The organism is Mesorhizobium sp. 10J20-29 (assembly GCF_054130485.1).
On sequence record NZ_CP199156.1, the window covers coordinates 2,966,986 to 2,990,029 of the forward strand.

General features: G+C 63.0%; 28 protein-coding genes. 21 read left to right on the forward strand and 7 right to left on the reverse strand.

The features are described from left to right. Nucleotides 1-5: 5 nt before the first annotated feature. Together ACT2BZ_RS14125 and ACT2BZ_RS14130 are read right to left on the reverse strand one after the other, a co-directional pair. Nucleotides 6-734: a L,D-transpeptidase gene (locus ACT2BZ_RS14125; RefSeq protein ID WP_457935773.1), complete on the reverse strand. Its 729-nt coding sequence runs from the start codon at nucleotides 732-734 to the stop codon at nucleotides 6-8. Nucleotides 735-901: 167 nt separating this feature from the next. Beyond that, nucleotides 902-1,564, reverse strand: a complete 663-nt coding sequence (locus ACT2BZ_RS14130) for a haloacid dehalogenase type II (protein WP_457935774.1) — start codon at nucleotides 1,562-1,564, stop codon at nucleotides 902-904. Between the two features lie 153 nt (nucleotides 1,565-1,717). On the opposite strand from ACT2BZ_RS14130, the gene ACT2BZ_RS14135 reads away from it, so the two are divergent. From ACT2BZ_RS14135 to ACT2BZ_RS14150, 4 genes are all read left to right on the forward strand, one after another. Continuing rightward, nucleotides 1,718-2,593: a branched-chain amino acid aminotransferase gene (locus ACT2BZ_RS14135; protein ID WP_457935775.1), complete on the forward strand. Its 876-nt coding sequence runs from the start codon at nucleotides 1,718-1,720 to the stop codon at nucleotides 2,591-2,593. 112 nt (nucleotides 2,594-2,705) lie between these two features. Next, complete coding sequence (locus ACT2BZ_RS14140) at nucleotides 2,706-3,308, forward strand: superoxide dismutase (protein ID WP_457935776.1); 603 nt, start codon at nucleotides 2,706-2,708, stop codon at nucleotides 3,306-3,308. A 141-nt stretch (nucleotides 3,309-3,449) separates the two neighbouring features. Then, nucleotides 3,450-3,890: a c-type cytochrome gene (locus tag ACT2BZ_RS14145; protein WP_457935777.1), complete on the forward strand. Its 441-nt coding sequence runs from the start codon at nucleotides 3,450-3,452 to the stop codon at nucleotides 3,888-3,890. Nucleotides 3,891-3,900: 10 nt separating this feature from the next. Next, a complete protein-coding gene (locus ACT2BZ_RS14150; RefSeq protein ID WP_457935778.1) occupies nucleotides 3,901-4,848 on the forward strand; it encodes a c-type cytochrome in 948 nt (315 codons plus the stop codon). A 9-nt stretch (nucleotides 4,849-4,857) separates the two neighbouring features. On the opposite strand, the gene ACT2BZ_RS14155 is transcribed toward ACT2BZ_RS14150, so the two are convergent. Beyond that, nucleotides 4,858-6,975, reverse strand: coding sequence for a S9 family peptidase (locus ACT2BZ_RS14155; protein ID WP_457935779.1), 2,118 nt, complete (start codon nucleotides 6,973-6,975; stop codon nucleotides 4,858-4,860). 116 nt (nucleotides 6,976-7,091) lie between these two features. Between ACT2BZ_RS14155 and ACT2BZ_RS14160 the strand changes: the two genes are divergently transcribed. The 9 genes from ACT2BZ_RS14160 to ACT2BZ_RS14200 all read left to right on the forward strand — a co-directional run bounded on the left by ACT2BZ_RS14160 (nucleotide 7,092) and on the right by ACT2BZ_RS14200 (nucleotide 14,269). Next, entirely contained in the window at nucleotides 7,092-7,463 is a 372-nt protein-coding gene (locus ACT2BZ_RS14160; RefSeq protein WP_457935780.1) for an SH3 domain-containing protein, read from the forward strand. 192 nt (nucleotides 7,464-7,655) lie between these two features. Further along, on the forward strand, nucleotides 7,656-10,004 hold the full coding sequence (locus ACT2BZ_RS14165; protein WP_457935781.1) for a putative monovalent cation/H+ antiporter subunit A: 2,349 nt from the start codon (nucleotides 7,656-7,658) through the stop codon (nucleotides 10,002-10,004). A 1-nt stretch (nucleotide 10,005) separates the two neighbouring features. After that, entirely contained in the window at nucleotides 10,006-10,425 is a 420-nt protein-coding gene (locus ACT2BZ_RS14170; protein ID WP_457935782.1) for a Na+/H+ antiporter subunit B, read from the forward strand. Continuing rightward, the gene (locus ACT2BZ_RS14175; RefSeq protein ID WP_457935783.1) at nucleotides 10,425-10,802 is read left to right on the forward strand and encodes a Na+/H+ antiporter subunit C; all 378 of its coding nucleotides are present in this window, start codon (nucleotides 10,425-10,427) and stop codon (nucleotides 10,800-10,802) included. The genes ACT2BZ_RS14170 and ACT2BZ_RS14175 overlap by 1 nt, the downstream gene beginning before the upstream one ends. Before the next feature lie 6 nt (nucleotides 10,803-10,808). Then, a complete protein-coding gene (locus tag ACT2BZ_RS14180) occupies nucleotides 10,809-12,383 on the forward strand; it encodes a Na+/H+ antiporter subunit D (RefSeq protein WP_457935784.1) in 1,575 nt (524 codons plus the stop codon). Continuing rightward, nucleotides 12,383-12,859 (forward strand): Na+/H+ antiporter subunit E, encoded by a 477-nt coding sequence (locus tag ACT2BZ_RS14185; RefSeq protein ID WP_457941321.1) that lies wholly within the window; start codon nucleotides 12,383-12,385, stop codon nucleotides 12,857-12,859. Before ACT2BZ_RS14180 ends, ACT2BZ_RS14185 begins: the two co-directional genes overlap by 1 nt. Then, complete coding sequence (locus ACT2BZ_RS14190; protein ID WP_457935785.1) at nucleotides 12,856-13,185, forward strand: cation:proton antiporter; 330 nt, start codon at nucleotides 12,856-12,858, stop codon at nucleotides 13,183-13,185. Before ACT2BZ_RS14185 ends, ACT2BZ_RS14190 begins: the two co-directional genes overlap by 4 nt. After that, nucleotides 13,182-13,568, forward strand: a complete 387-nt coding sequence (mnhG, locus tag ACT2BZ_RS14195) for a monovalent cation/H(+) antiporter subunit G (RefSeq protein WP_457935786.1) — start codon at nucleotides 13,182-13,184, stop codon at nucleotides 13,566-13,568. The genes ACT2BZ_RS14190 and mnhG overlap by 4 nt, the downstream gene beginning before the upstream one ends. A gap of 272 nt (nucleotides 13,569-13,840) precedes the next feature. Continuing rightward, nucleotides 13,841-14,269, forward strand: coding sequence for a MucR family transcriptional regulator (locus ACT2BZ_RS14200; RefSeq protein ID WP_457935787.1), 429 nt, complete (start codon nucleotides 13,841-13,843; stop codon nucleotides 14,267-14,269). A 10-nt stretch (nucleotides 14,270-14,279) separates the two neighbouring features. Here ACT2BZ_RS14200 and ACT2BZ_RS14205 read toward each other — a convergent pair whose 3' ends face one another. Beyond that, nucleotides 14,280-14,630: a cytoplasmic protein gene (locus ACT2BZ_RS14205; RefSeq protein ID WP_457941323.1), complete on the reverse strand. Its 351-nt coding sequence runs from the start codon at nucleotides 14,628-14,630 to the stop codon at nucleotides 14,280-14,282. 249 nt (nucleotides 14,631-14,879) lie between these two features. On the opposite strand from ACT2BZ_RS14205, the gene ACT2BZ_RS14210 reads away from it, so the two are divergent. The 3 genes from ACT2BZ_RS14210 to ACT2BZ_RS14220 all read left to right on the forward strand — a co-directional run bounded on the left by ACT2BZ_RS14210 (nucleotide 14,880) and on the right by ACT2BZ_RS14220 (nucleotide 17,030). Then, nucleotides 14,880-15,827, forward strand: a complete 948-nt coding sequence (locus ACT2BZ_RS14210) for an IS1595 family transposase (RefSeq protein ID WP_457935788.1) — start codon at nucleotides 14,880-14,882, stop codon at nucleotides 15,825-15,827. A 317-nt stretch (nucleotides 15,828-16,144) separates the two neighbouring features. Further along, a complete protein-coding gene (locus ACT2BZ_RS14215) occupies nucleotides 16,145-16,654 on the forward strand; it encodes a Panacea domain-containing protein (RefSeq protein ID WP_457941324.1) in 510 nt (169 codons plus the stop codon). Continuing rightward, the gene (locus ACT2BZ_RS14220; protein WP_457935789.1) at nucleotides 16,620-17,030 is read left to right on the forward strand and encodes a hypothetical protein; all 411 of its coding nucleotides are present in this window, start codon (nucleotides 16,620-16,622) and stop codon (nucleotides 17,028-17,030) included. Before ACT2BZ_RS14215 ends, ACT2BZ_RS14220 begins: the two co-directional genes overlap by 35 nt. On the opposite strand, the gene ACT2BZ_RS14225 is transcribed toward ACT2BZ_RS14220, so the two are convergent. Next, the gene (locus ACT2BZ_RS14225; RefSeq protein ID WP_457935790.1) at nucleotides 17,027-17,869 is read right to left on the reverse strand and encodes a DUF3800 domain-containing protein; all 843 of its coding nucleotides are present in this window, start codon (nucleotides 17,867-17,869) and stop codon (nucleotides 17,027-17,029) included. The two genes, ACT2BZ_RS14220 and ACT2BZ_RS14225, sit on opposite strands and share 4 nt — an antisense overlap. 81 nt (nucleotides 17,870-17,950) lie before the next feature. On the opposite strand from ACT2BZ_RS14225, the gene ACT2BZ_RS14230 reads away from it, so the two are divergent. Then, nucleotides 17,951-18,370, forward strand: a complete 420-nt coding sequence (locus ACT2BZ_RS14230; protein ID WP_457935791.1) for a helix-turn-helix domain-containing protein — start codon at nucleotides 17,951-17,953, stop codon at nucleotides 18,368-18,370. A gap of 4 nt (nucleotides 18,371-18,374) precedes the next feature. Beyond that, entirely contained in the window at nucleotides 18,375-19,169 is a 795-nt protein-coding gene (locus tag ACT2BZ_RS14235; protein ID WP_457935792.1) for a DUF6456 domain-containing protein, read from the forward strand. Nucleotides 19,170-19,196: 27 nt separating this feature from the next. On the opposite strand, the gene ACT2BZ_RS14240 is transcribed toward ACT2BZ_RS14235, so the two are convergent. Then, complete coding sequence (locus tag ACT2BZ_RS14240; protein WP_457935793.1) at nucleotides 19,197-19,625, reverse strand: SufE family protein; 429 nt, start codon at nucleotides 19,623-19,625, stop codon at nucleotides 19,197-19,199. 78 nt (nucleotides 19,626-19,703) lie between these two features. After that, nucleotides 19,704-20,027 (reverse strand): DUF5330 domain-containing protein, encoded by a 324-nt coding sequence (locus ACT2BZ_RS14245; RefSeq protein ID WP_457935794.1) that lies wholly within the window; start codon nucleotides 20,025-20,027, stop codon nucleotides 19,704-19,706. Between the two features lie 73 nt (nucleotides 20,028-20,100). Here ACT2BZ_RS14245 and ACT2BZ_RS14250 point away from each other — a divergent pair, with 73 nt between their 5' ends. The 3 genes from ACT2BZ_RS14250 to ACT2BZ_RS14260 all read left to right on the forward strand — a co-directional run bounded on the left by ACT2BZ_RS14250 (nucleotide 20,101) and on the right by ACT2BZ_RS14260 (nucleotide 23,023). Further along, nucleotides 20,101-20,316, forward strand: coding sequence for a hypothetical protein (locus tag ACT2BZ_RS14250; RefSeq protein WP_457935795.1), 216 nt, complete (start codon nucleotides 20,101-20,103; stop codon nucleotides 20,314-20,316). Nucleotides 20,317-20,559: 243 nt separating this feature from the next. Then, nucleotides 20,560-22,290: a PAS domain-containing sensor histidine kinase gene (locus ACT2BZ_RS14255; RefSeq protein ID WP_457935796.1), complete on the forward strand. Its 1,731-nt coding sequence runs from the start codon at nucleotides 20,560-20,562 to the stop codon at nucleotides 22,288-22,290. Then, nucleotides 22,265-23,023, forward strand: coding sequence for a peptidoglycan-binding domain-containing protein (locus ACT2BZ_RS14260; protein WP_457935797.1), 759 nt, complete (start codon nucleotides 22,265-22,267; stop codon nucleotides 23,021-23,023). The genes ACT2BZ_RS14255 and ACT2BZ_RS14260 overlap by 26 nt, the downstream gene beginning before the upstream one ends. Nucleotides 23,024-23,044: the final 21 nt, after the last annotated feature.

Here is a 23,044-nt window from a genome sequence, read left to right on the forward strand (position 1 = left end):
TGGCCCTAGGAGACGGCAAAGCCCGAGCCGACCACGATCGGCGCCTTGCCCGGCACGCGGTCGTAGAGGTCGATAATGTCCTGATTCATCAGGCGCACACAGCCGGACGAGACCGACTTGCCGATCGAGTTCCATTCGGGCGAACCGTGCAGCCGGTAGAGCGTGTCGACCCCATCCTGGAAGATGTAGAGCGCGCGGGCACCGAGCGGGTTGTCGAGGCCGGGCGGCATGCCGCCATTGTCGACGCCATACTTCGCGAGTTCGGGCTGGCGCGCGATCATCTCCTCGGGCGGGGTCCATTTCGGCCACTTCTGCTTCCACTGGACGTTGGCGCGACCGGCCCATTCGAAGCCGGCGCGGCCGAGGCCTACGCCGTAGCGCATGGCCTGCCCATTGCCGAGCACCAGGTATAGGAAATGCGCAGAGGTATCGACGACAATGGTGCCCGGGCGCTCGCCGGTCGGGTCGGATACGACCTGGCGCAGGAAGCGCTTGTCGATCTTCTCGATAGGCACAGCCGGGATCTGGTATCCCTCGTCATAGACCGGCCCGTACATGGTGACGTACGAGCCATAAGCTGCGTTGACGTCGACGGGTGGCTGCGGGTTGGCGGCATAATTGTGCCCGACATTACCGCGAGCAGTCGTACAGGCCGAAAGGGCCACCGAAGCCGCGCCGGTAGCCGCGAGTCCTAGAAGGCGTCGCCTGGTAAGGTGGATGCTGGATGCTGTCATGTTGCCTTCTTCAGAATTTATTGCCGGGTGACCGTTCAAGCGACCGGCGTACACCCGATAAGTTTCCAAACCGATAGGTGGTTCCAAATGGGGTGATAGGGTGTGCAAAGAAAGGCCAAGCTGTGACAGTCCTGCCGCTGTTGCAATTTCGCAACGAACGGCAAAGGTCACTCGGCTGTCAGCAGTCCTTCCAGCGACGGCAGGATGAGAGACGGGTTCAGGTCGCCATATTCGTCGGGCTGCGCCGTGCGATTGATCCAGACGGTCCGGAAGCCGAATTTTGTCGCGCCGGCAATGTCCCAGCGGTTGGACGACTGGAACGAGACGGCGTCCGGGTAAAGTTTCCAGCCTGAGGTCACCAGGTCATAGGTCGACGGGTCTGTCTTGAAACGTCTGACAATGTCGACGGAGAAGACCTCGTCGAGGATCTGGTCGAGCGCGGCCGACCTGACCGCCGATTCCAGCATCTCGGGCGACCCGTTGGACAGGATTGCGAGGCGGGCGCCGTCGGCCTTCAGGGCCTTCAGCACGGCGGGCACTTCCGGGTAGCAGTCGAGCTTCCAGTAGGCGTCGAGAAGATCCCCGCGCAGGCTCTTGTCGGCAGAGGGCACCTTGGCCAGTGCGAAGTCGAGAGCCTGCTCGGTGAGTTGCCAGAAGTCGACATAGGATCCCATCAGAGTGCGGACCCAGGAATATTCGAGCTGCTTGGCACGCCAGATCTCCGACAGCAGCGGACCATCGGCGCCGATCCTGCCGGCATGCCGGCGCACGGCGGCGTGGACATCGAACAGGGTCCCGTAGGCGTCGAAGATGTAGGCGGCGTGTCGCATCAGTTGTTCCGTTCGCGTCGGAGTTCAGGCCATGGCGGGTCCGCCGTCAAGCATGGGGCGCTGGCACCACGAAATAGACCCTATGCACGGTTGACGCGAGGCAAGAAAATATCGTCCATAGCCTCCTCACGAGATCAACACGGATTCAACCCGATGACCCTGGCGACCGAAGCGCAGTCGAAGACCTGGACCTATGTCGATGGCGACTGGCACGAGGGCAATGTGGCGATCATCGGCCCGCGCAGCCATTCCATGTGGCTCGGCACCAGCGTTTTCGATGGCGCGCGCTGGTTTGAAAACGTCTCGCCCGACCTCGATCTCCATGCCGCGCGCGTCAACGCCTCGGCAATCGCGCTCGGTCTGAAGCCAACCGTGAACCCGGACGAGATCGTCGCGTTGACGCATGACGGGCTGAAGAAGTTCGACGGCGAAACCGCCGTCTATATCCGGCCGATGTACTGGGCCGAGCATGGCGGCTACATGGGCGTTCCGGCCGATCCCGCCTCGACCCGCTTCTGCCTGTGCCTCTACGAATCTCCGATGATCTCGCCTTCGGGCTTCTCGGTGACGGTTTCGCCTTTCCGGCGCCCGACCATCGAGACGATGCCGACCAACGCCAAGGCAGGCTGCCTCTATCCCAACAACGGGCGGGCCATCCTCGAGGCAAAGATGCGCGGCTTCGACAACGCGCTGGTGCTCGACATGCTGGGCAACGTTGCCGAGACCGGCACCTCGAACATCTTCCTCGTCAAGGACGGTCATGTCTTCACGCCGGCGCCAAACGGCACGTTCCTGTCGGGCATCACCCGTGCTCGAATCATTTCGCTGCTCGGCGACTACGGCTTCCGCACCACGGAGAAGGCGCTTTCAGTGCGCGATTTCCTCGAGGCGGACGAGATTTTCTCGACCGGCAACCACTCCAAGGTGGTGCCGGTGACGCGGATCGAGGACCGCGACCTGCAGCCCGGCCCGGTCGGCAAGAAGGCGCGCGAACTCTACTGGGAGTGGGCGCATTCGACACCCGCCTGATGAGCCGCTAAATAGGGAACAGAACCTGTCCCCAAGGGTTGCCCCAAGACAGTTGCCGCACCATTTCCGGTGAGCCCACGGCACCGGTATTTGCCACAGAAGGAGTATGACAATGGCTTTCGAACTGCCCTCATTACCCTATGACTACGAGGCACTGCAGCCTTACATGTCGAAGGAGACGCTCGAGTACCACCACGACAAGCACCACAAGGCCTATGTCGACAACGGCAACAAGCTGGCTGCCGAAGCCGGCATGGACGGTATTTCGGTCGAAGAAGTCGTGAAGCAGTCCTTCGGCAAGAATGCCGGTCTCTTCAACAACGCTGCGCAGCACTACAACCACATCCATTTCTGGAAGTGGATGAAGAAGGGCGGCGGCGGCAACAAGCTGCCCGGCGCGCTGCAGAGCGCGATCGAGAGCGACCTTGGCGGTTACGACAAGTTCAAGGCGGATTTCATCGCTGCCGGCACGACGCAGTTCGGCTCCGGCTGGGCCTGGCTGTCGGTCAAGAACGGCAAGCTTGAGATTTCCAAGACGCCGAACGGCGAGAACCCGCTGGTTCACGGCGCCTCGCCGATCCTCGGCGTCGACGTGTGGGAGCATTCCTATTACATCGACTACCGCAACGCCCGGCCGAAATATCTCGAGGCGTTCGTCGATAGCCTCATCAACTGGGACTACGTCCTGGAGATGTACGAAAAGGCCAAGGCCTGACCCTGAAAAGCCCGCGCAAGCGGGCTTTTTTCATTGCGCCGCCATCACGGAAGCGTGAACGCATCTCCGGCCAGTTTTGACCGGGTTGCATCGTTTGCCTCCTGTAGCATGACGTCTCGAACAACCCGGAGGTACGTTTTCATGAGAAATCTTCTGCTCGCCATCTGCGGCCTGGCATTTGCCACGTCGGCAGTCTTCGCCGACCCGATTGCCGACCGCCAGGCCCTGATGAAGGCCAACGGCAAGGCGATGGGAAGTATCGCGCCGATCGTCAAGGGCGAGAAGGATTTTGACGCCGCACTGGTGATGGACGCTCTGACCAAGCTTGCCGAGGATGCGCAGAAGATGGACCCGGCCGTGCTGTGGCCGGTCGGCAGCGAGACGGGCGGCGATACGACCTCCGCGCCCGCCATCTGGGAAGATCCCGCAGCCTTTCAGGCAGCGATCGACAAGTTCAAGGCAGACACGGCTGCGGCAGTGGCTGCGGCGCCTGCCGACCTCGACGCCTTGAAGGTGCAATTCGGTGCGGTCGCTTCGAACTGCGGCGGCTGCCACGAGAAGTTCCGCATCAAGAAGGGTTGACGCCCGTCCGATGAGGATGATTGGCAAGCTATCTGCCGCGGCGCTGCTGGCCGGCGCCGCGGCTTCGGCTATCTTCTGGGTTGCCACGCGCCCGGAAAGGCTGCCGGCTGCCATCGTTTCCGAGCTTGGCGCAGGGGACGCGGGACGCGGAGAGCGCATCTTCTGGGCTGGTGGCTGCACGTCCTGCCACGCGGCGCCGAAGTCGGAAGGTGAGGCGCGGCTGCAACTGCCAGGCGGAGCGGAACTCAACACGCCCTTCGGCGTCTTCGTGCCGCCCAACATCTCGCAGGACCCCGTCGACGGTATCGGTGGGTGGACTGTCGAGGACTTCGCCAACGCGATGATGCGTGGCGTGTCGCCCGAGGGCGAACACTATTATCCGGCTTTTCCCTATACGTCATACGCCCGCATGAAACCGCAGGACGTCGCCGACCTCTATGCCTACATGAAGACATTGCCGGCGACCCCCGGCGCGGCAGCCGACCATCGGCTGGGCTTTCCCTTCACCGTCCGGCGCGGGCTTGGCCTGTGGAAACTGCTCTATCTGAGCGACGAGCCGGTGGTCGATTTCCCGGCCGGGGCGCCGGATCTGGTGCTGGCGGGTCGCTACCTTGCCGAAGGGCCGGGCCATTGCGGCGAATGCCACACGCCGCGCGACATGCTGGGTGGCGCCGAGAAGGCGCGCTGGCTGTCGGGTGCTGCGGCAGCGGAAGGCGAGGGCATCGTTCCCAATATCACGCCGGGCGAGGGCGGGCTCAAGTGGTCCGCAAGCGAGATCGCCGACTATCTCGAGACGGGCTTTACGCCGGAATTCGATTCAGTCGGCGGCGCCATGGTCGAGGTGCAGAAGAACATGGCAAAGCTGCCGCAGGAAGACCGCGACGCCATCGCGGCCTACCTGAAGGCTATACCGCCGCACCCGAACGGCTATCCGGCGCGGCAGCCCGCGGCGAACTGACCGCTGACGCTAGAGCAGCGCGTCGGGCTTCGCCTTCCCGACCACCTTGAGCGCGAAAGCGTAGACATAGGCGATCTCTTCCAGCCGCGAAAAGCGTCCTGATGCGCCGGCGTGGCCCGAATCCATGTTGATCCTGAACAGCACTGGGTTGTCGCCCCGCTTGCGCTTGCGCAGCCTGGCCGCCCATTTGGCGGGCTCCCAGTAGGTGACGCGCGGATCGGTCAGCCCTGCCGCAGCCAGGATCGGCGGATAGTCGAGGGCGGCAACATTGTCGTAGGGCGAGTATTCGGCGATCGTGGCGTAGTCCGCGGCCGAAGCGATCGGGTTGCCCCATTCGGGCCATTCCGGCGGTGTCAGCGGCAGAGTGTCGTCGAGCATGGTGGTCAGCACGTCGACGAAGGGCACCTCGGCGATGAAGCCGCCGAAGGCGTCAGGCGCCATGTTGGCGACGGCGCCGATCAACAGGCCGCCCGCCGATCCGCCCTGGGCGACCATGCTGTCGTGGCGAGTATAATTCTCCGCCACGAGGTAGCGCGCCACCGCGATGAAATCGAGGAACGTGTTCTTCTTGTGCTGCCGCTTGCCATCGTCGTACCAGGCGTAGCCCTTGTCCTTGCCGCCGCGCACATGGGCGATGGCATAGACCATGCCGCGATCGACGAGCGACAGGATGTTGGTGTTGAAGGCGGCGGGAATGGCGATGCCGTAGGAACCGTAGCCGTAGAGCAAGGCTGGCGCGGTGCCGTCGAGCGGGGTGTCGCGGTGGTGAATGAGTGAGATCGGCACCATCTCGCCGTCATGCGAAGGCGCCATCAGGCGGCGGGTCACGTAGTTCTCCGGATCGTGTCCCGACGGCACTTCCTGGGTCTTCAGCAGCGTGCGCTCGCGCGTGCGCATGTCGTAGTCGAAAAGCTGCGCCGGCGTCGTCATCGACGAGTAGGAAAACCGCATGACGTCGGTGTCGTATTCATAGGAGCCGGAAAGACCCAGCGAGAAGGCCTCCTCGTCGAAAGAGATGAAATGCTCTTCACCGCTCGCCCGCTCGCGCACGACGATGCGCGGCAGCCCGTCCTTGCGCTCCAGACGGACGAGGTAATCCCTGAACGCCAGGACGGACAGGATCAGCCGGCCCGGTTCGTGGGCGACGAGTTCGCTCCAGTTGCCGCGCGACGGGTCCGCCACCGGCGCGGTCATGATCTTGAAATCCTTGGCGCCGTCGGCGTTGGTGAGAATGAAGAAGACGTCGCCGCCATCCTCCAGGTCGTATTGCAGGCCGCTCTCGCGCGCCGCCACCAGTTTCGGAACGCCGGTCGGATCGGCAGCGCTGAGCAGCCGCGATTCCGTCGTTTCGTGGTCATTGATCGAGATATGGATCCAGGCGTCGGTGCGCGAGCCTTCGACATTCATGAAGAAGCCGGGGTCCTTTTCCTCGTAGACCAGCCGGTCATCGGAGGCATCTCCGCCGAGTGCATGGAAGAGGATTTTCGACGGCCGGTGGTTCTGGTCGACGCGGGCGTAGAAGAAGCCGTCATTGCCGGCAGTCCAGACGCCCGACCCGCCGGTATCGGCGACCGCGTCGGCGAGGTCTTCGCCGCTTTCGAGGTCGCGCACCCGCAGCGTGTAGAATTCCGAACCCTTGTCGTCGAAGGCCCACAAGAGGCGCCGGTGGTCGTAGGAGTGCTCGCTGCCCCCGATGCGGAAATAGGCCTTGCCCTCGGCCTCTCGGTCGCCGTCGAGGATGATGTCCTGCTCGCCGCCGTCGCGCGGCGTACGGAAGAAGCGAGGCTGCTCGCCGCCCTTCTTGAAGGAGGAGCCGTAGGCGAAGGGTCCGTCCGGCATCGGAACGCTGGAATCGTCCTCCTTGATGCGGCCCTTCATCTCCTGGAAGAGCTGCTTGCGCAGGTCCTCCGTATCGGCCAGCATGCCCGCCTGATAGGCGTTTTCGGCCTCGAGATGTGTCCGGATGGCGGGATCGAGGACGCTCGGGTCGCGAAAGACCTCTTGCCAGTTGTCGGCGCGCAGCCAGGCGAACTCGTCGGTACGCGTGACGCCGTGGCGGGTGTCTTCGACCGGACGCTCTTCGGTGGCGGGCGGGGCGATATCGGGAAACAGGGCCTTGGAGGTCATTGCGTCTCGCTGCTGAAGGTTCTTGAATGCTGTATGAACACGTCGCTCAGTGCGGGTTCAAGGGTTGATGTCCAGTATCCGGAGAGTTTCACCAACAGGTAGGCTCGGAGGAGACCATGTTGAAGTTCATCACAGGCAAGGCGGCGGCGCTCGGGGTTGCTTCCATCATCACCATGTCGGCAGGACTAGCCCAGGCGACCACGTTTGCGGCCTGGGAGGTCGCCAACGTGCCGTTCGGCGATACGCTCAACGTGCGCAAGTATCCGGCGAGCACCTCTCAGAAACAGGCGGCCTATCCGAACGGCACCGTGCTGCAGATGACCGGCAAGTGCACCGGCGGCGTCAACCTGCTCGACATCACGACGCAGCCGGCCTGGAAACAGGAAAATGCCGTGCGCTACCGGTGGTGCCAGATCTGGCACGACCCCGCGCAAAACGGCAACTTCGTCACCGGCTGGGTCTACGGCAAGTATATTAGCCCGTATTGACCCGACGAAGCCTGCCTGCGTCATGCTGCCCGCTGGCGTGACGGCGGCCGATTGCCCATCATCGGGGCGAGGCGAGGGCCATAGGTTGGGTGTAATGGGGCAAATCGCCTTGTCCTGCACTACCTGAGCGTCTATCTCCACGGTAACAACGAAAAGGCCGGTGTGACCGGCCGGGCCAGTCGGGAAGATTGAATGGGGACGGGAGCGCAATCGCTCACATTTCTTGCGCTGCTTCTGCCATTTCTCGGCGCTGCCGTCGCGCCGGCGCTGACCCGCGTCTTCAAGCATAACGCCGCCTGGCTGCTGGCGCTGCTGCCGCTGTGGATGTTCATCCATTTCGCCGGCTTCCTCGGCACGGTGTCCGCTGGCGGCACGATTGCCGGCGGCTTCGACTGGATACCGAGCTTCGGCGTGCGCTTCTCCTGGTTTCTCGACGGCCTGTCGCTGACCTTCGCGCTGTTGATCTCGGGCATCGGCACGCTGATCGTGCTCTATTCCGGCGGCTACATGAAGGGGCATCCCCAGCAGGGCCGCTTCTTCTCCTTCATCCTGATGTTCATGGGCGCAATGCAGGGGCTGGTCGTCTCGGACTCCTTCATGATGCTGTTCGTGTTCTGGGAGCTGACCTCGATCACCTCCTTCCTGCTGATCGGCTTCGACCACGACCGCGAGGCGGCGCGGCGCGCGGCACTGCAGGCGCTGATCGTCACCGGCATGGGCGGCCTGTCGCTGCTGGCCGGCCTGCTGGTCATCTGGAACATCACGGGCGTGCAGCAACTGTCCGATCTGCTCGGCACCGGCGACGCGCTGCGCGAGGCGCCGTTCTACCTGCTGGCGCTGGTTCTGGTTCTGGGCGGCGCCTTCACCAAGTCGGCGCAATTCCCGCTGCATTTCTGGCTTCCCAACGCGATGCAGGCGCCGACGCCAGTCTCGGCGTACCTGCATTCGGCGACCATGGTGAAGGCCGGCGTCTATCTGCTGATGCGGCTGAACCCCGTGCTTGGCGGGACCGCTGCCTGGGAGACGATCCTTCCGGTGTTCGGCGGCGTGACGCTGCTGGTCGGCACGGTGGTTGGCATCAGGCAGACCGAACTCAAGCAGATGCTGGCCTATACGACGGTCGCCTCGCTCGGACTGCTGGTGATGCTGACCGGTTTCGGCTCCGACCGCGCCATCGAGGCTGCGGTGCTTTATCTTGTCGCCCATTCGATGTTCAAGGGCGCGCTGTTCATGGTCGCCGGCCTGATCGACCACGAGACCGGCGTGCGCGACATTCGCAGGCTCGGCGGCGTCGGTCGCGAAATGCCGGTATCCTTCGCCGCCGGCACGATGGCGGCGCTTTCCATGGGCGGCCTGCCGCTGTTCTTCGGCTTCCTCGCCAAGGAGGAGATCTACGCCGCGCTGACCGCCGGTTCGACCTGGGGTCTCCTCCTGACCGCAGTCGCCGTGACCGGCAATGCACTGATGTTCGCGATTGCCTTCATGGTCGGCCTCAAGCCATTCATCGGCGCCCGCGGCGACATCCAGAAGAAGGTACACGAGGGGCCCGCGCTGCTCTGGATCGGGCCGCTCACGCTGGCGCTGGCCGGGCTGGTCTCGGCGCTCGCCTCGGAAGCGGCGCACCACCTCGTGTCGAGTCCGATGGCGAGTGCTGTGGCCGGCAGCGCTCTTGAGGTGCATGCCTCGACCGTGCCGCATATCGGCCTGCCACTGATGCTGTCGCTTGTCACCATTGCGCTCGGCGTTGCGGCCTACCTGCTGCAGGACCGGCTGCGCGATGCCGTCGCCGGCGCGCTGAAGGCGATCGGCTGGGGCCCGGACCGCGGCTTCGACCAGGCGATCCGCGGCCTGCTCCGCTTCTCCTTCGTGATAACCAAGATCGTCCAGAATGGCCGTCTCGACATCTACCTGACAGTCACCTTCGCGACCGTCGCGCTGGTGCTGCTGGTGCCGATGTTCCTCTATGGCGAACTGCCTGAAATGCCCTCGCTGCCGGGGCTCCTGCCGCACGAATGGACGATCTTCGCCATCGCCGTGATCGGTCTTGGCGCCGTCGTCTACGCCAAGGACCGGCTGACGGCGATCGTGTCGCTCGGCATCCAGGGGCTTGCCGTCGCGCTGCTCTTCATGCTGTTCGGCGCGCCGGACCTGTCCTTCACCCAGTTCATGATCGAGACCCTGTCCGTCGTCATCCTCGCGCTGGTCATGACCAGGCTGCGGCTGTCGCCGTCCGATCACCGTCCGGCCGGCGAGAAGGCGGTAGACGTGACCATTTCCGGCGCCTGCGGCCTGGCCTTCGGACTGCTTCTCCTCAAGGTCACCGAAATGCCCTTCGACGCCACGTTGTCGAGGTTCTTCGAGGCGCATTCGCTGGCCATCGCGCATGGCCGCAACATCGTCAACGTCATCATCGTCGACTTCCGCGGCCTCGATACGCTTGGCGAGATCGCCGTGGTGATGATCGCAGGCCTCGCCATCCTGGCGCTGATCCGCGTGACGACGCCCCGCAAGGACCGGCCCGAAGCGGCGGGAGAGGGCTGAGATGCGCACGCTGATCTTCCGAACCGCCGCGCCCTACCTGACTGCACTGATGCTGCTCTTCTCGATTTTCGTCCTGCTGCGCGGCCATAACGAGCCGGGCGGCGGCTTCATCGGCGGGCTGATCGCGGCCTCTGCCTTCGCCATTCACGGCATCGCCTTTGGCGTGCGCCAGGTGCGCAAGACGTTGCATTTCCATCCGATGGCGATTTCGGGCTTCGGCCTGTTCCTTGCCGTGCTGGCAGGCCTGGTGTCGGTGATTGCCGGCGTGCCGTTCCTGACCGGCCTGTGGACCTCGCCGACCATCGGCGGACTGACCGTCGACCTGTCGACGCCGATGCTGTTCGACATCGGCGTCTACCTCGTGGTGGTCGGTTCGATCACCTCGATAGCGCTCGCGCTCGAGGGAAGGGAGGACGACTGATGGAAGCTGCATTCTCGGTACTGGTCGGGCTGTTCTTCGCCGTCGGCATCTACCTGATCCTGTCGAAGCACATCATCCGCATCCTGCTCGGCATCGCCATCTTCGGCAACGCAGTGAACCTCTTGATCTTCACCAGCGGGCGCATCGTGCGCTCGACCGCGCCGATCGTGCCGCAGCACCTCGACGTGCTGCCGGCCGGCGCCGCCAACCCGCTGCCGCAGGCGCTCATCCTGACGGCGATCGTGATTTCCTTTTCCTTCTTCGCCTTCATCCTGGTACTCGCTTTCCGCGCCTACCAGGAGATCGGCGTCGACGACACGACCGGCATGCGCGTTGCCGAGCCGCGCGGCGAGCCGCTGCCGCCGATGGGATACTAGAAGCACATGGCTGGAGAAGCAGCAGTCGCCGTTGACCGGACCGGCGTGATGATCCTGGAGCAGGTCGCGGCAAGCGACTTCCTGGTCGTGGCGCCGGTGGTCATCGGCATCGCCTGCGGCGCACTGCTGCTGATGTTCCGCCACCATGTGCGCTGGCAGGCGGCGTTCTCGGTCTTCGGACTGGCCGCGATGACGGCCGCGGATGCGGCACTGTTTGCCCGCGTCGCCGCAGAGGGGCCGCTGGTGATGACCATGGGCAGCTGGCTGCCGCCCTTCGGCATCAGCTTCACCGCCGACCTGCTGGGCGCGGGCTTCGCGCTGGTGGCGAGTTTCGTGGCCATGCTGTGTACCGTCTATTCGGTGCGCGAGATCGGCGCGACCGGGCGGCGCTACGGCTTCTACCCGTTCCTGATGCTGATGATGGCGGGCGTCAACGGCGCCTTCCTGACCGGCGACATCTTCAACCTCTATGTCTGGTTCGAGGTCTTCCTGATCGCCTCCTTCGGCCTGATGATCCTGGGATCCGAACGCGAGCAGATCGACGGCGCGACCAAATACGCCATCCTCAATCTGCTCGGTACCGCGCTGTTCCTGATTGCAACGGCCTATCTGTACGGCGTCGTCGGCACGCTCAACATGGCCGACATCGCGCGCAAGGTGGATCTGCTGCCGGCGACCGCGCCGGTGATGACGATCTCGGCGCTGTTCCTGTTTGCCTTCGGCATGAAGTCGGCGGCCTTTCCCGTCTATTTCTGGCTGCCGGCCTCCTACCACACGCCGCGCATCGTCACCGGCGCCCTGTTCGGTGGCCTGCTGACCAAGATCGGCGTCTATTCGCTGCTGCGCACCATGGTGATGCTGTTTCCCGAGCAGCGCCTCGAACTGTCGGGCGTCATCTCCTGGGTGGCGGTCGCCACCATGATCCTCGGCGCGATGGGCGCGCTGGCACAGAGCGACATCCGGCGCATGATGGGCTTCCTTGTCATCTCCGGGGTCGGCATCATGCTGGCGGGCCTGGCGCTGGGCGACGCGACCGGCCTTTCGGGCGCCATACTCTACGCAGTGCACTCGATGCTGGCCATGTCGGCGCTTTACCTGCTGTGCGGCACGATGAACGAATATGGCGGCAGCTTCTCGCTGAACAGCCTGGCGGGTCTCTACCGCGCGAGCCCGCTGCTGACGGCAATCGCGCTGGTGCTGTTCCTCGCCGCTGCCGGCCTGCCGCCCGGTTCGGGCCTGTGGCCGAAGGTTATCCTGGCAAAGGCAGCCATCGACCTCGGCAACGGCTGGCTGGTTGGCGCGATCCTGGTCAGTGGCCTGCTGACGACCATCGCGCTGGGTCGGGTCTTCGCGCTTGCCTTCTGGCGCAATTCGGCCGACCCCGGCGATCCGGTTGACGAGGCGGAGCGGACGCCGGTGGTGCCGGCCTTTGGTTCGCTCATCATGCTGACCATCCCGATCCTGCTGCTTGGCCTGTTTCCGGAGCCATTCATACGGATGGCCGACGCGGCGGCAGCCGGCCTGCTGGACCCGAGTGCCTATCTGCGTGCAGTATTTCCGGCGGCGGGAGGAGGCGGATGATGGCCAGGTACCAATACAACATCCTGCTGGCGCTCGCCTGGGCGGCGCTGACCGGCTCGTTCACGCTGACCAATTTCGCCTTCGGCCTGCTGCTCAGCATTGGCGTCCTGTATCTTGCCACCGAACAGACCAACGCGCTGAGCAACATCGTGCGGCTCGGCCGGATGGTGGGCCTGGCGGTGCTGTTCGTGCACGAACTTGTGCTCTCAGGCTGGCGTGTGGCCAAGCTCGTGCTGTCGCCGAAAATGACCATGGCGCCTGGCATCTTCGCCTATCCGCTCAAGGTCGACAGGGATTTTGAGATCACGCTTCTGGCAAACCTGATCACGCTGACCCCGGGCACGCTGTCCGTGGACGTCTCGGAGGACCGGCGCATGCTTTTCGTCCACGCGATCGACTGCTCCGACGTGGAAGGTGCAATCCGCGACATCGAAGAGGGCTTCGAGCGCAAGATCATCAGGGCTTTCAGGCGATGACGGGAGAAGCTTTCGTCCAGGGCTGCGTCGTCGTCGCCTTCGTGCTGTTGAGCGCGTCGTTCTTGCTCACCGTTCTGAGGGTGCTGCGCGGGCCGACGCTGCCGGACAGGGTCCTGGCGCTCGACATGCTGGTATCCGTCGCCATCGGCTTCATCGCGGTAACCGGCATCGCGACCCGCGCCGCTTTCAACGTCGATATCGCCATCGCGCTGGGGCTCGTCGGCTTCCTCGCCACCGTCGCCTTCGCCCGTTTCGTTATGATCCGCGGCGACAATCGCGAGGACGAGCCGGACGCCGGGCAGAAGCGCGCGGAGGTTGAGCAATGATCGACCTAATTCTGAACTATATTGCCGGTATACTGATCCTCGTAGGCGCGCTGTTCACGTTGACGGCATCGATCGGATTGTTGCGCTTGCCGGATCTGTACACGCGCATGCACGCCGCCTCGAAGGCCGGAACTCTCGGCTCCTGCGTTGTTCTGCTGGCGCTGGCGCTGCAGTCGAACGATGCCGCCATTGCCCTGCGGGCTCTGGCCGGCATCCTGTTTTTCTTGCTGACGGTCCCGATTTCCTCGCACCTGCTGGCCAAGGCCGCTCATGGCGCGGGATACAACTTGTGGGAACACTCGAAGCGCGACGACCTGACGATAGCCGAAGAAAAGGCGCGCCGCGCGAAGCCCGCTGCGGGCACGAAAACGCCCGACAACTAGCTGAAGATACCCCCGCGTAATCGCTTGGCATTTGTGACGTACAAACACTTGATAGATGCAATCAGCGGGAAGACTGATCCGGTATATATACTCCTGCGTACAAATTTTGCTGTAGAAAAAGTCGCTATAGCGAATTGACTTACTTCTGCCCTGGCTTCATTGATATATAGCGACACGAATCGCAGGTGAATTCCTGTGAAAAAAATCGTGCGTTGCCCCGTTCGAGAACAATGGGGCGATCAAATTGAAACTTAGTTGGGGCATGAAAAAAAATGGAAACATCGGAAGCACCTGCCAAGAACAGCGAGATGCTGATCGAGCTGACGGCAGACGTCGTGGCAGCCTATGTCAGCAACAATCCGGTTCCGGCCGGAGACCTTCCTAATCTGATCGCCGAGATTCACGCTGCTCTCGGGCGTGTGGGCGGCGCAGCCGAGGCACCGCCGGCCGACAAGCAGAAGCCTGCGGTAAACCCGAAGCGCTCGGTGCATGACGAGTACATCGTCTGCCTCGAGGACGGAAAGCGCTTCAAGTCTCTCAAGCGCCACCTGATGACGCATTACGGCCTGACGCCCGATCAGTATCGCGAGAAGTGGGGCCTCGACGCAAACTATCCGATGGTTGCACCGACTTATGCCGCGGCTCGTTCGCAACTGGCCAAGAAGATGGGCCTCGGGCGCAAGCGCAAGGCGGCAAAATAGGCATCACTGCCTAACCGGATCTGCAGCGGCGCCTCCTGGCGCCGTTGCCATTTTCACGGCCCCGTTTCGACGGTTTCCCGGGCCCGGCGGTGCCGCGCAGCGTGTCGAGGGCCTGCTTCAGGGCGATGTGCCGGTTGAGGTCGTAGCTCCAGTGCCGGCGCATGCCGCGCTGGCGCTCCCGCTCGACGGCCCGTTCCAGCCGCAGGACGATCTGGGCGCGCAGGTCGGGCGGCGCGGCAAGCGCTGCGGCCATGTCGAAGTGGCAGGCGATCTGCAGCGCCGCCATCTGACGCGCCATCGTCGCTTCGGCCCGCTTGCCTTCCAGGAATTCGGTCACCTGTCGCCCAAGGCCGTTCGTCATGCGTTTCTTGTCCGTGTGCATGGCCGGACTATGCGGTCGGCGGCTCCGGCGTGGACAAGTTCACGCGCGGCCACGAATTGTTCCGCCAACAACCTTAAGGAAAACAGGAGTTTGGGTTGCTTCCGCAACGCCGAGCGTTCTTTCTTTGTTCACAGTTGGCCCTGGCCCGGATATAAGAACTTATTCCGCATATTATACTTGACGTACCCAAACGGATGGTTTAGGTTGATTCCATAAGGAGTTAGACCGATGTCCGTGCTTTCAGACCGCCACTTTCACGACGAAGCCGCCGCCTACCGGTTTGTAGAGGCCAGGATTTGGCCGAACGGCCCGGTATGCCCGCATTGCGGCTGCATGGACCGTATCAGCGCCATGAAGGGCAAGAGCACCCGCATCGGCGCCTACAAGTGCTACGATTGCCGAAAGCCCTTCACCGTGAAGATCGGCACCATCTTTGAGGCCAGCCACGTCAAAATGAACCTGTGGCTACAGGCGATTTTCCTTATGGCTTCGTCCAAGAAGGGCATTTCGAGCAACCAGCTTCACCGCACCCTTGGCGTGACCCTGAAAACCGCATGGTTCATGTCTCACCGTATTCGTGAGGCAATGCGCGACGGCAACCTTGGCCCGCTCGGTGGCGAGGGTCAGGTTGTCGAGGCCGACGAAACCTATTTCGGTTCGAAGGCTGAAAGGCGCACCACCAAGACCAGCGGCGAACCCTTCACCAAGAAGGGCCGTTCGGGTCCGTCGAACAAGCGCGCCGTGCTTGGCCTTATAGAGCGCGGCGGTTCGGTGCGCACCTTCCATGTCGCACAGGCCACCAAGATCAATGTTGCCGAACTGGTGACCGACAACGTTGCCCGCGAAAGCACCCTCTATACCGACGAAAGCCGTCTCTACACCGGCATGGCCGATCACTTCACCGCTCATGAGTCGGTGCGTCATTCGGCCAAGGAGTATGTTCGGGGTGTGGTTCATTCCAACACCATCGAAAGCTACTTCTCGATCTTCAAGCGCGGTATGCGCGGCACCTATCAGCATTGTGCCGAAAAGCATCTGCACCGTTATCTGGCTGAATTCGACTTCCGCCATAATCGTCGTGTAGCCCTTGGCGTGAACGATGTCGCCCGGGCTGGCACTATCCTAGACGGTGTGGTTGGCAAGCGACTGACCTACGAAACAACTCTTGAAAGGTGAGGCACCATATGGCGTCTGGCGACCCTCCAAATACAAAGCCAAAGCCAAGCGGGAAAAAGGCAAAGGCCCTTAGCCAGAAGGAGCAATCCGAGCGGTTCATGAAAACCGCTCGGGAGCTTGATACGGACGAAAGCGGACGCGCCTTTGAGGTGGCGGTTGATATTGTTTTCAAACCAACGTCGAAGGGAACAGGTCGGTAGAGGACTTGAATCCGCCGCAGTTCGTTCACATTTTATTCCTGTACCAATCCAGCCTGAAAGTGTACGTTCCCTTTGACTCTAAGGGGACGTTCGAACCGATTCGAACGGGAGTTTATGATGTACCCGCCAATCCAAATTGCGAACGAATTGATCGCTCGTTACGGATCTAGCGGTCAAATCGAGCCGCTGAAGCTCCAGAAACTTCTTTATTTCGCCAATGGTTGGTATTTGGCACTAACGGGGCGCCCGTTGGTGAATGAGAAGCCGCAAGTTTGGCGTTACGGGCCAGTTTTCCGGTCTGTTTATCGAGCCTTCAATCATTATGGAAGCCGACCGATCATACACCCAGCCCCGTCAACTCCATTTGGTGGGGATGCAGAGAGGGTCGAGGCAACCCCGGAATTGGAGAACTATCTAAATTGGGTCTGGAACGAATACGGGCAGAAAAGCGGACCCCGGCTATCGGACGAGACCCATAAGCCCGGCACTCCTTGGCGGAATATAGCAGAGAAAAACGGATTCGTGGTTCCGCAGAATACCGAGATTCCTCCCGAAGACGACTGGAGGTACTTTGGCGACCTAGCGAGGGAACGTGGCTGGCGAACCGAACCCCTTGCTCAAGCTTGATAAGACTCCGACGTTTCAAGAGGAACGTCGGGACTTCTCTGATGAGCAGGCTTACAGCGGCGAAAAGCCATTTGATGAACATAGAGCAAAGGGGCGCATAGACCGCATTGCGCGGAGCTTAGCGATCTTCTGGTCAGCCTTTCTTGTCTACATCATAATGGCGCAAGGCCTTGGGGATGGGTGGCGCCTTCGCATCAGTCTACCCGAGTGTAGTTGGTTCTTCTGCGAGGGGATCGACATAATGCTAATCCCGAAGTTTCATTTGGAATCCGGCGATTTCATCGCCGTTGTCACAACCACCACGGCAGCCGTTTTTGGATTCTTGGTTATCGTGACAAACCACCTGTTCTTTAAGCGAGACAAGAACGGCGCTTAGCCCATTTCAGCGGAAAGCCGCTTTACGAAGTTTGCGGTGAACTCAGCGAGTTGCCCAACCTCACTTTTGTCGTACTTGCGGAAGCTGAATCGCCTCCCAGTCGGGTCAATTGCTTCAAGGGGCTTTCGCAGTGGTTTTTGAAAATCGCGCATTTGATGGTTGCCCTCATACGCCAGCAGGTCGGCGCATTGCAGGGGTGGGAACTTGAGTTTTGATCCCGTCCCAAACTGCGCATCACTGTCTGGAAAATGCCGTTCTGATTGCCGAAATGCTTCAAAGGCACGGGCACCAAAATCATTGGTTTCATGGACAAACGCGATATTGCGATGGCCCGCCTTGTCCAACTCAGACCAGGACGATCTAATGGCCCATTGCAAGCACACGTAATAGTAGCCGCGCACCAACTCCTGTGGGTCGAGTTTAATGCCGTGATCCTCTGACAAAATGCGGTTGATTTCCCGCTTATCCACTGCCGCGACAATCCCGCGAATGTAATGATTTCTTATCACCGGAAGAATGCGCAGAACGTACTTGTCACGATCTGGTTTTGACCAACCCTCCCACTCGCCATGCCGACCGTGGCAATCAACTGAATGATGTATGCGGATCGGTGCTTTGGCTTTGATCCAATCAATGGTCCACGCGGACCAATCTTCCTTGGTAGCCCATACCGCAGACACGCCTATAATCTGGGAGGCATGGTCGGTGCCAGTCTCGTCCAGATACACCTCTATCACGACGACGATGCCCTCGCGGTGCGCTAGGAAAGTATCGCCCGCAGAACGAACGCTTTCCCCAATGGTTTGAGCCGACTCATCGGCTAGGAGCTCATTCAGCACGGTACCACCTCCTTATTGGGTACGCAAAGTATAATATGCTGAACTTATTCCTATTCTGATGAATGAGAGGGGAAAAGTTCGGTGCAAAGCACATCCGCAAACAAGGTCGAAGGGCCAGCATTGCAGCCGGGCGGCCTGCGGCCGTCGGGGGGAGACCGGGGGGCGCCACGACTGGGCGCGCGAGAGGAGCGGTCGATCGAGATCTGCGAGAGCATGATCGACGTGGTAGCGGCGTTGTTCAATGTTTCCGGCAAGGAGTTGCGCAAGCCGGGACGCTCGACGCTCGGAGTTTCGCGGGTGCGCCAGATCGCCATGTATGTCGCCCATGTCACGCTGCAGCTCAACATGACCGATATCGGCCGGGGGTTCGGGCGCGACCGCACGACGGTCGTGCATGCCTGCCATCTCGTCGAGGACCTGCGCGACGACGAGGATTTCGACCGCATGGTGGCCGTCACCGAGCGCGTCGCCTCGGCGGCCTTCGGCCCGCGCATGGTGTGAACGGATGGGGAAGGACAAGGACAGGCAGCGCGCGCGCATACTGCGCTTCCTGGCGCACGGCTCCGCGACGGTCTCGCAGGCGGGCAATGGCAAGGGCCTGCTGCTCGACGGCGGCGACCGCGGCACGGTGTCGGTCGACCGGGGGGCACTCGCAGCGATGCTGCAGGCCGGCGTCGTGCAACTCGGCGGCGACAGGCTGACGCTGGCGAGAGAAGCAGGACGGAGAGATGATCGGACAGGGATCTCGGCTTTCCAGGACCAGCACCGCGATCTCGACACGGCGACGATGGAGACCGGCTCCGGCCTGGAGACGGTTTGCGTCAACGTCGCGGAATCGCCGCTCGGCCTGTTGCTGCGCAGGAAGGGCAAGGACGGCGCGCCGTTTCTCAGCCGAAGCGAGTTCGAGGCGGGCGAACGCCTGCGCGCCGACTTCACGCGCGGCCAGCTGATGCCGCGCCTCGGCGCCAACTGGGTCGCCAGCGTCGCCTCGGGACGCCGCGACGGCGGGGTTGCGGAACTCACCGACGCTGCCCTTGCCGCGCGGCTGCGGGTCGAGCGGGCGGTCGTCGCGGTCGGTCCCGAACTGTCGGGCATCCTGATCGACGTCTGCTGTTTTCTGAAAGGGATGGAGACGGTGGAGATCGAGCGCGGCTGGCCGGTTCGCTCGGCCAAGATCGTGCTGAAGGCCGCGCTCGGCGCGCTCAGTCGCCACTACCAGCCGGCGCCGCCAGCGGGCCGGAATGGCCGCCAGCGTGTCCTGCACTGGGGCGCAAGCGACTACCGGCCGAGCCTCGACTAGAGGCGCATCATTGTGGAGCGTGCGGCGTCAGGCGGTCTGGCGGAGAGCCGCCAGCGCGTCCTGCTTGATGCGCTTGACCATCGAGCGCAGGCCATTGGCGCGCTGCGGCGACAGATGCTCGTCGAGGCCGAGTTCGCGCAGCACCGCCTCGGCATCGATCCCGCCGATGCTGCTCGCCTTCTGACCGGAAAACAGCGCAAGCACGATGGCGACGAGGCCGCGAACGATATGCGCGTCGGAATCGCCGTGGAATTCGATGACGGGATCGGTTCCCCCGCCGACCTCGGTGGTCAGCCAGACCTGGCTGACGCAGCCGGGCACCTTGTAGCGGTCAATCCTCGCCTCGTCGGGGAAGGGCGGCAGCGCCTCGCCAAGCTCGATGACGTAGCGATAACGGTCTTCCCACTCGTCCAGGAAGGCAAAGTCGTCGCGGATCTGCTGGATCGTCTGCGTCATCCCGCCGGATATAGTGGCCCTGCCGGACCGCGTCACGGAAAAAAAGCGCCGAGGCAGCGACGCGGTGCGGGCGACGGACTACTGGGCGGGCGGTACGCTGCCGGTTGCCTGCACGTCGACGGCGGGTGCCGCCGGGGCGGTTTCCTCGTCGAGCATCTCGTAGGCGATGCGCATGCCCTCGCGCGCCCTGACGCCGATGGTGTGCATCGCCGCCTTGCCGGTCTCGCAGACATCGGGCTTGCGTTCGCAGATGCCGGCGACATCGTCGACGGCGGCACGGGCGGCGAAGAAGGCCTGCACCGGGCTGATGCTGTCGACCGTGCCGTCACCGGTCGCCGGGTCGAGCGGCAACACCAGAAGCACCAGCGAAAACCAAAACGCCATGCGGATCAAGAAACCCATTTGTCTGTCCTCACGCCCTGCCGGTTCCATCGAGGTCCGGGCAAGCGCCCCTTTCACCACGCGACAATGACACGTGGACCCGAATGCCGGCTTGCAGGGGAAGGCAGTATTTTCGGCAAATTTGCTTCAAATTTTAGCGATTCGCATTGATCGAAAGCTCGAAACAAAGAACGGCGGCGGCGACAAGCTTTTGCTAACCATCCAAGCGGCGGAACTTGCTTGGGATTTTGCAGATCATGATCTGCCGCGGCAGGCGCCCCGTGTACCGTTGCGGGACGCGGCGGGCTAAGGCTCCGTTTACCATACCAAGCATCGGTCGTGCTTCACGGCCCCCCGAGGCCGGTTTTCAGGCGTTGGCAGGGCGTGCAGGCAGCCCGCCTTATTCATTCATTAAAGGGTGGGTGCGAGTTTCGAATTCAATCAAAAGCGGCCCGCAAAAAGGGGCCCATTTTGCAGGTGCGTTGAGTTGCGTTTGTCTCGAACCAGAACCGGAGAGTTGCTCGGCGATATCGCAGCAGGCTGTGAGCGACTCGTGCATTCTTCCGTCACCGATTCTGCCGAGCGGCTGCGCCAGCGCCGTTTCCTCGGCATTCTGATTGCAGGTCCCGTTCCCGTTGCGGTCGCGACCGCTGTTCTCCTGCCGACGAGCCTCGGCCCGACGGCAATGCTGGGCACCATCTTTGCAACGTTCGGCGCCGCATGGCTCATGGCTCTCATCGTGGCGATGACCGGCCGGGTTCGCCTGCTGGAGCCGGCCTCGCTGATCCTCGGCGCGATCGCGCTTTCGGTTCTGGTCGCGGGCGCGGGCGGCCCGGCTTCGCCGGCCCTGCTGGCAATCGCCGCCCTGCCGATCGAGGCCTGGTGGCTGCAGCGTACCTCCAGGGCGGCCTTGTTCGGCGCTACCGCAGCACTCGCCGTCATTCCGGCGCAGGCGATCGCCGCACATATGATGGGCGTGCCCGCTGACGCCGGCGGCACGGCATGGCTGGCGCTACTGGTCTATGCCGCCTTCCTGGCACCGCGCCTCGCCGTCTGGCAGGACGAGGTCCGGTCCGCGGCGCAATCGGCAACGACACGGCCGCTGGAAGAGATGATCGATGCGGTGGTCCTCAGCATGTCGACCTCCGGCGAGGTGATGGACGCATCGCCCCAGGCGCGCCGCATCCTCGGTGTCGCGCCCGAACTGCTGCTTGCCAACGGCCTGTTCGACCGCATCCACGTCGCCGACCGCGTCGCCTACATGTGCGCGCTGGCCGACCTTCGTGGCGGCGACGAGCGCCGCAGCGTCGAGGCGAAACTGCGCATCCCGGGTTCCGGCGAGGGCAGCGTGGCACCCGATTTCCGGCCCTTCCTGATCGACATGATGCGCCAGCCGGGTGCAGACCAGCCGATCCTGATGGTCGTCAGGACGCATGACGAGATGGTCGACCTGCGCGAAGAACTGGCGGCGACCGCCGAGACGGCCAAGAGCCTGGAGATCGCCAAGAGCCGTTTCCTGGCCGCGGTCAGCCATGAACTGCGCACGCCTCTCAATGCCATCATCGGCTTTTCCGACATGCTGCAGCACGAGATGTTCGGCGCGTTCCAGGATCCGCGCCAGAAGGAATATGTCGGGCTGATCAGCGAGTCCGGCCATCATCTGCTGTCCGTTGTCAACGCGATCCTGGACGTCTCGCGCATCGAGGCCGGTTCCTATCCGACGAGTTCCGAGCCCTTCGAGTTCGCCGAGGCGGTGACCATGTGCCACGCGATGCTGAAGGACCAGGCGCGCGCACGCGATGTCGAACTGACGCTCGACGTGGCGCGCGAGATCGGCGAGATCGACACCGATCGCCGGGCGGTAAAGCAGATCCTTATCAACCTGGTCTCCAACGCCATCAAGTTCACGCCGGGCAGCGGCAGCGTCGTGATTGGCGCCAACCGGGTCGGTTCGCGGGTGCACTTCTGGGTCAGCGACACCGGCATCGGCATGGCCGAGGAGGAACTCGCGCAGATCGGCAAGCCCTTCACGCAGATCCAGAACGACTACACAAAACGCTTCGAGGGCGCCGGGCTTGGCCTGTCGCTGGTGTGCGGACTGGTATCGCTGCTGCAGGGCACGATGTCGATCGAGAGCGAGCCCGGCAACGGCACCACGGTGACCGTCACCCTGCCGGTTGAGAAGGCGTCTCCCCTACGCAGCAAGGAAGGGGCCGGCGTCGTGACGCTGCCGCAAAGCACTGTCAGAGAGGAAGCCGATGCGACGTACCGCAAGAGAGCCTGAATACCAGGATGCGTGGGCGAACCCGCTGCGCAGCGGCGCGGCGGCCGTGCTCGGCATGGTGGCGCGCAACCCGGCGCTCGCCGGCGGCGCGACGGCCTTCCTGGTGGCGCTCTCCTTCGTCTCGGCCAATGCCCTCTGGTATCAGCCCTACGCGCATTCCGGCGCTTTCTTCGCGACGCGAGAGTTCTCGCGCCTGGACCGCCACCAGCCGCCCGTCGAGACGGTGATCCGCATCGAGCGGCCGGACCCGGTCGCGCCTCCTCCTGGCGATCCCGATATCCGGCAGGTGCAGACGATTCTCAAGGACCTCAACTTCTACGAGGGCGTTATCGACGGCATCAACGGTCCCAATACCCGCAACGCGATCGAGACCTACCGCTCGACGATCGGCATGACGGTGACGGGCACGGTCGATCGGGAGCTGCTCGACCAGCTCGGCGCCAGCGATACGACGACCGGCAGCGTGCCGGCCCCGACGCCGCGCGAGAAGGCACTCGATCCCGAGGCGCTTAACCTTCCGGACGTGGCGCCGCCGGTGCCGGAAGAGCGCATCATCAAGATCCAGGCCGGCCTCAGGGCGTTCGGCAACGAGGGCATCCAGATCGACGGACTGATGGGGGCGCAGACGTCCGCGGCGATCCACGAGTTCCAGGTGCTGTTCGGGCTGCCCGATACCGGCCAGCCGGACGCCCAGGTTTACGCCAAGATGAAAGAAATCGGCCTGACCAACTGATTTCGCCTTGCCAGACGGCCG

What these genes read in the sequence shown, in the direction of transcription:
- ACT2BZ_RS14165 (WP_457935781.1), top strand. Translation starts at nt 7,656, where the DNA reads ATGGGGACGGGAGCGCAATCGCTCACATTTCTTGCGCTGCTTCTGCCA.
- mnhG (WP_457935786.1), top strand. Translation starts at nt 13,182, where the DNA reads ATGATCGACCTAATTCTGAACTATATTGCCGGTATACTGATCCTCGTA.
- ACT2BZ_RS14185 (WP_457941321.1), top strand. Translation starts at nt 12,383, where the DNA reads ATGGCCAGGTACCAATACAACATCCTGCTGGCGCTCGCCTGGGCGGCG.
- ACT2BZ_RS14215 (WP_457941324.1), top strand. Translation starts at nt 16,145, where the DNA reads ATGTACCCGCCAATCCAAATTGCGAACGAATTGATCGCTCGTTACGGA.
- ACT2BZ_RS14200 (WP_457935787.1), top strand. Translation starts at nt 13,841, where the DNA reads ATGGAAACATCGGAAGCACCTGCCAAGAACAGCGAGATGCTGATCGAG.
- ACT2BZ_RS14235 (WP_457935792.1), top strand. Translation starts at nt 18,375, where the DNA reads ATGGGGAAGGACAAGGACAGGCAGCGCGCGCGCATACTGCGCTTCCTG.
- ACT2BZ_RS14260 (WP_457935797.1), top strand. Translation starts at nt 22,265, where the DNA reads ATGCGACGTACCGCAAGAGAGCCTGAATACCAGGATGCGTGGGCGAAC.
- ACT2BZ_RS14150 (WP_457935778.1), top strand. Translation starts at nt 3,901, where the DNA reads ATGAGGATGATTGGCAAGCTATCTGCCGCGGCGCTGCTGGCCGGCGCC.
- ACT2BZ_RS14245 (WP_457935794.1), bottom strand. Translation starts at nt 20,027, where the DNA reads ATGGGTTTCTTGATCCGCATGGCGTTTTGGTTTTCGCTGGTGCTTCTG.
- ACT2BZ_RS14210 (WP_457935788.1), top strand. Translation starts at nt 14,880, where the DNA reads ATGTCCGTGCTTTCAGACCGCCACTTTCACGACGAAGCCGCCGCCTAC.
- ACT2BZ_RS14145 (WP_457935777.1), top strand. Translation starts at nt 3,450, where the DNA reads ATGAGAAATCTTCTGCTCGCCATCTGCGGCCTGGCATTTGCCACGTCG.
- ACT2BZ_RS14135 (WP_457935775.1), top strand. Translation starts at nt 1,718, where the DNA reads ATGACCCTGGCGACCGAAGCGCAGTCGAAGACCTGGACCTATGTCGAT.
- ACT2BZ_RS14155 (WP_457935779.1), bottom strand. Translation starts at nt 6,975, where the DNA reads ATGACCTCCAAGGCCCTGTTTCCCGATATCGCCCCGCCCGCCACCGAA.
- ACT2BZ_RS14175 (WP_457935783.1), top strand. Translation starts at nt 10,425, where the DNA reads ATGGAAGCTGCATTCTCGGTACTGGTCGGGCTGTTCTTCGCCGTCGGC.
- ACT2BZ_RS14170 (WP_457935782.1), top strand. Translation starts at nt 10,006, where the DNA reads ATGCGCACGCTGATCTTCCGAACCGCCGCGCCCTACCTGACTGCACTG.
- ACT2BZ_RS14190 (WP_457935785.1), top strand. Translation starts at nt 12,856, where the DNA reads ATGACGGGAGAAGCTTTCGTCCAGGGCTGCGTCGTCGTCGCCTTCGTG.
- ACT2BZ_RS14180 (WP_457935784.1), top strand. Translation starts at nt 10,809, where the DNA reads ATGGCTGGAGAAGCAGCAGTCGCCGTTGACCGGACCGGCGTGATGATC.
- ACT2BZ_RS14240 (WP_457935793.1), bottom strand. Translation starts at nt 19,625, where the DNA reads ATGACGCAGACGATCCAGCAGATCCGCGACGACTTTGCCTTCCTGGAC.
- ACT2BZ_RS14140 (WP_457935776.1), top strand. Translation starts at nt 2,706, where the DNA reads ATGGCTTTCGAACTGCCCTCATTACCCTATGACTACGAGGCACTGCAG.
- ACT2BZ_RS14125 (WP_457935773.1), bottom strand. Translation starts at nt 734, where the DNA reads ATGACAGCATCCAGCATCCACCTTACCAGGCGACGCCTTCTAGGACTC.
- ACT2BZ_RS14160 (WP_457935780.1), top strand. Translation starts at nt 7,092, where the DNA reads ATGTTGAAGTTCATCACAGGCAAGGCGGCGGCGCTCGGGGTTGCTTCC.
- ACT2BZ_RS14205 (WP_457941323.1), bottom strand. Translation starts at nt 14,630, where the DNA reads ATGACGAACGGCCTTGGGCGACAGGTGACCGAATTCCTGGAAGGCAAG.
- ACT2BZ_RS14130 (WP_457935774.1), bottom strand. Translation starts at nt 1,564, where the DNA reads ATGCGACACGCCGCCTACATCTTCGACGCCTACGGGACCCTGTTCGAT.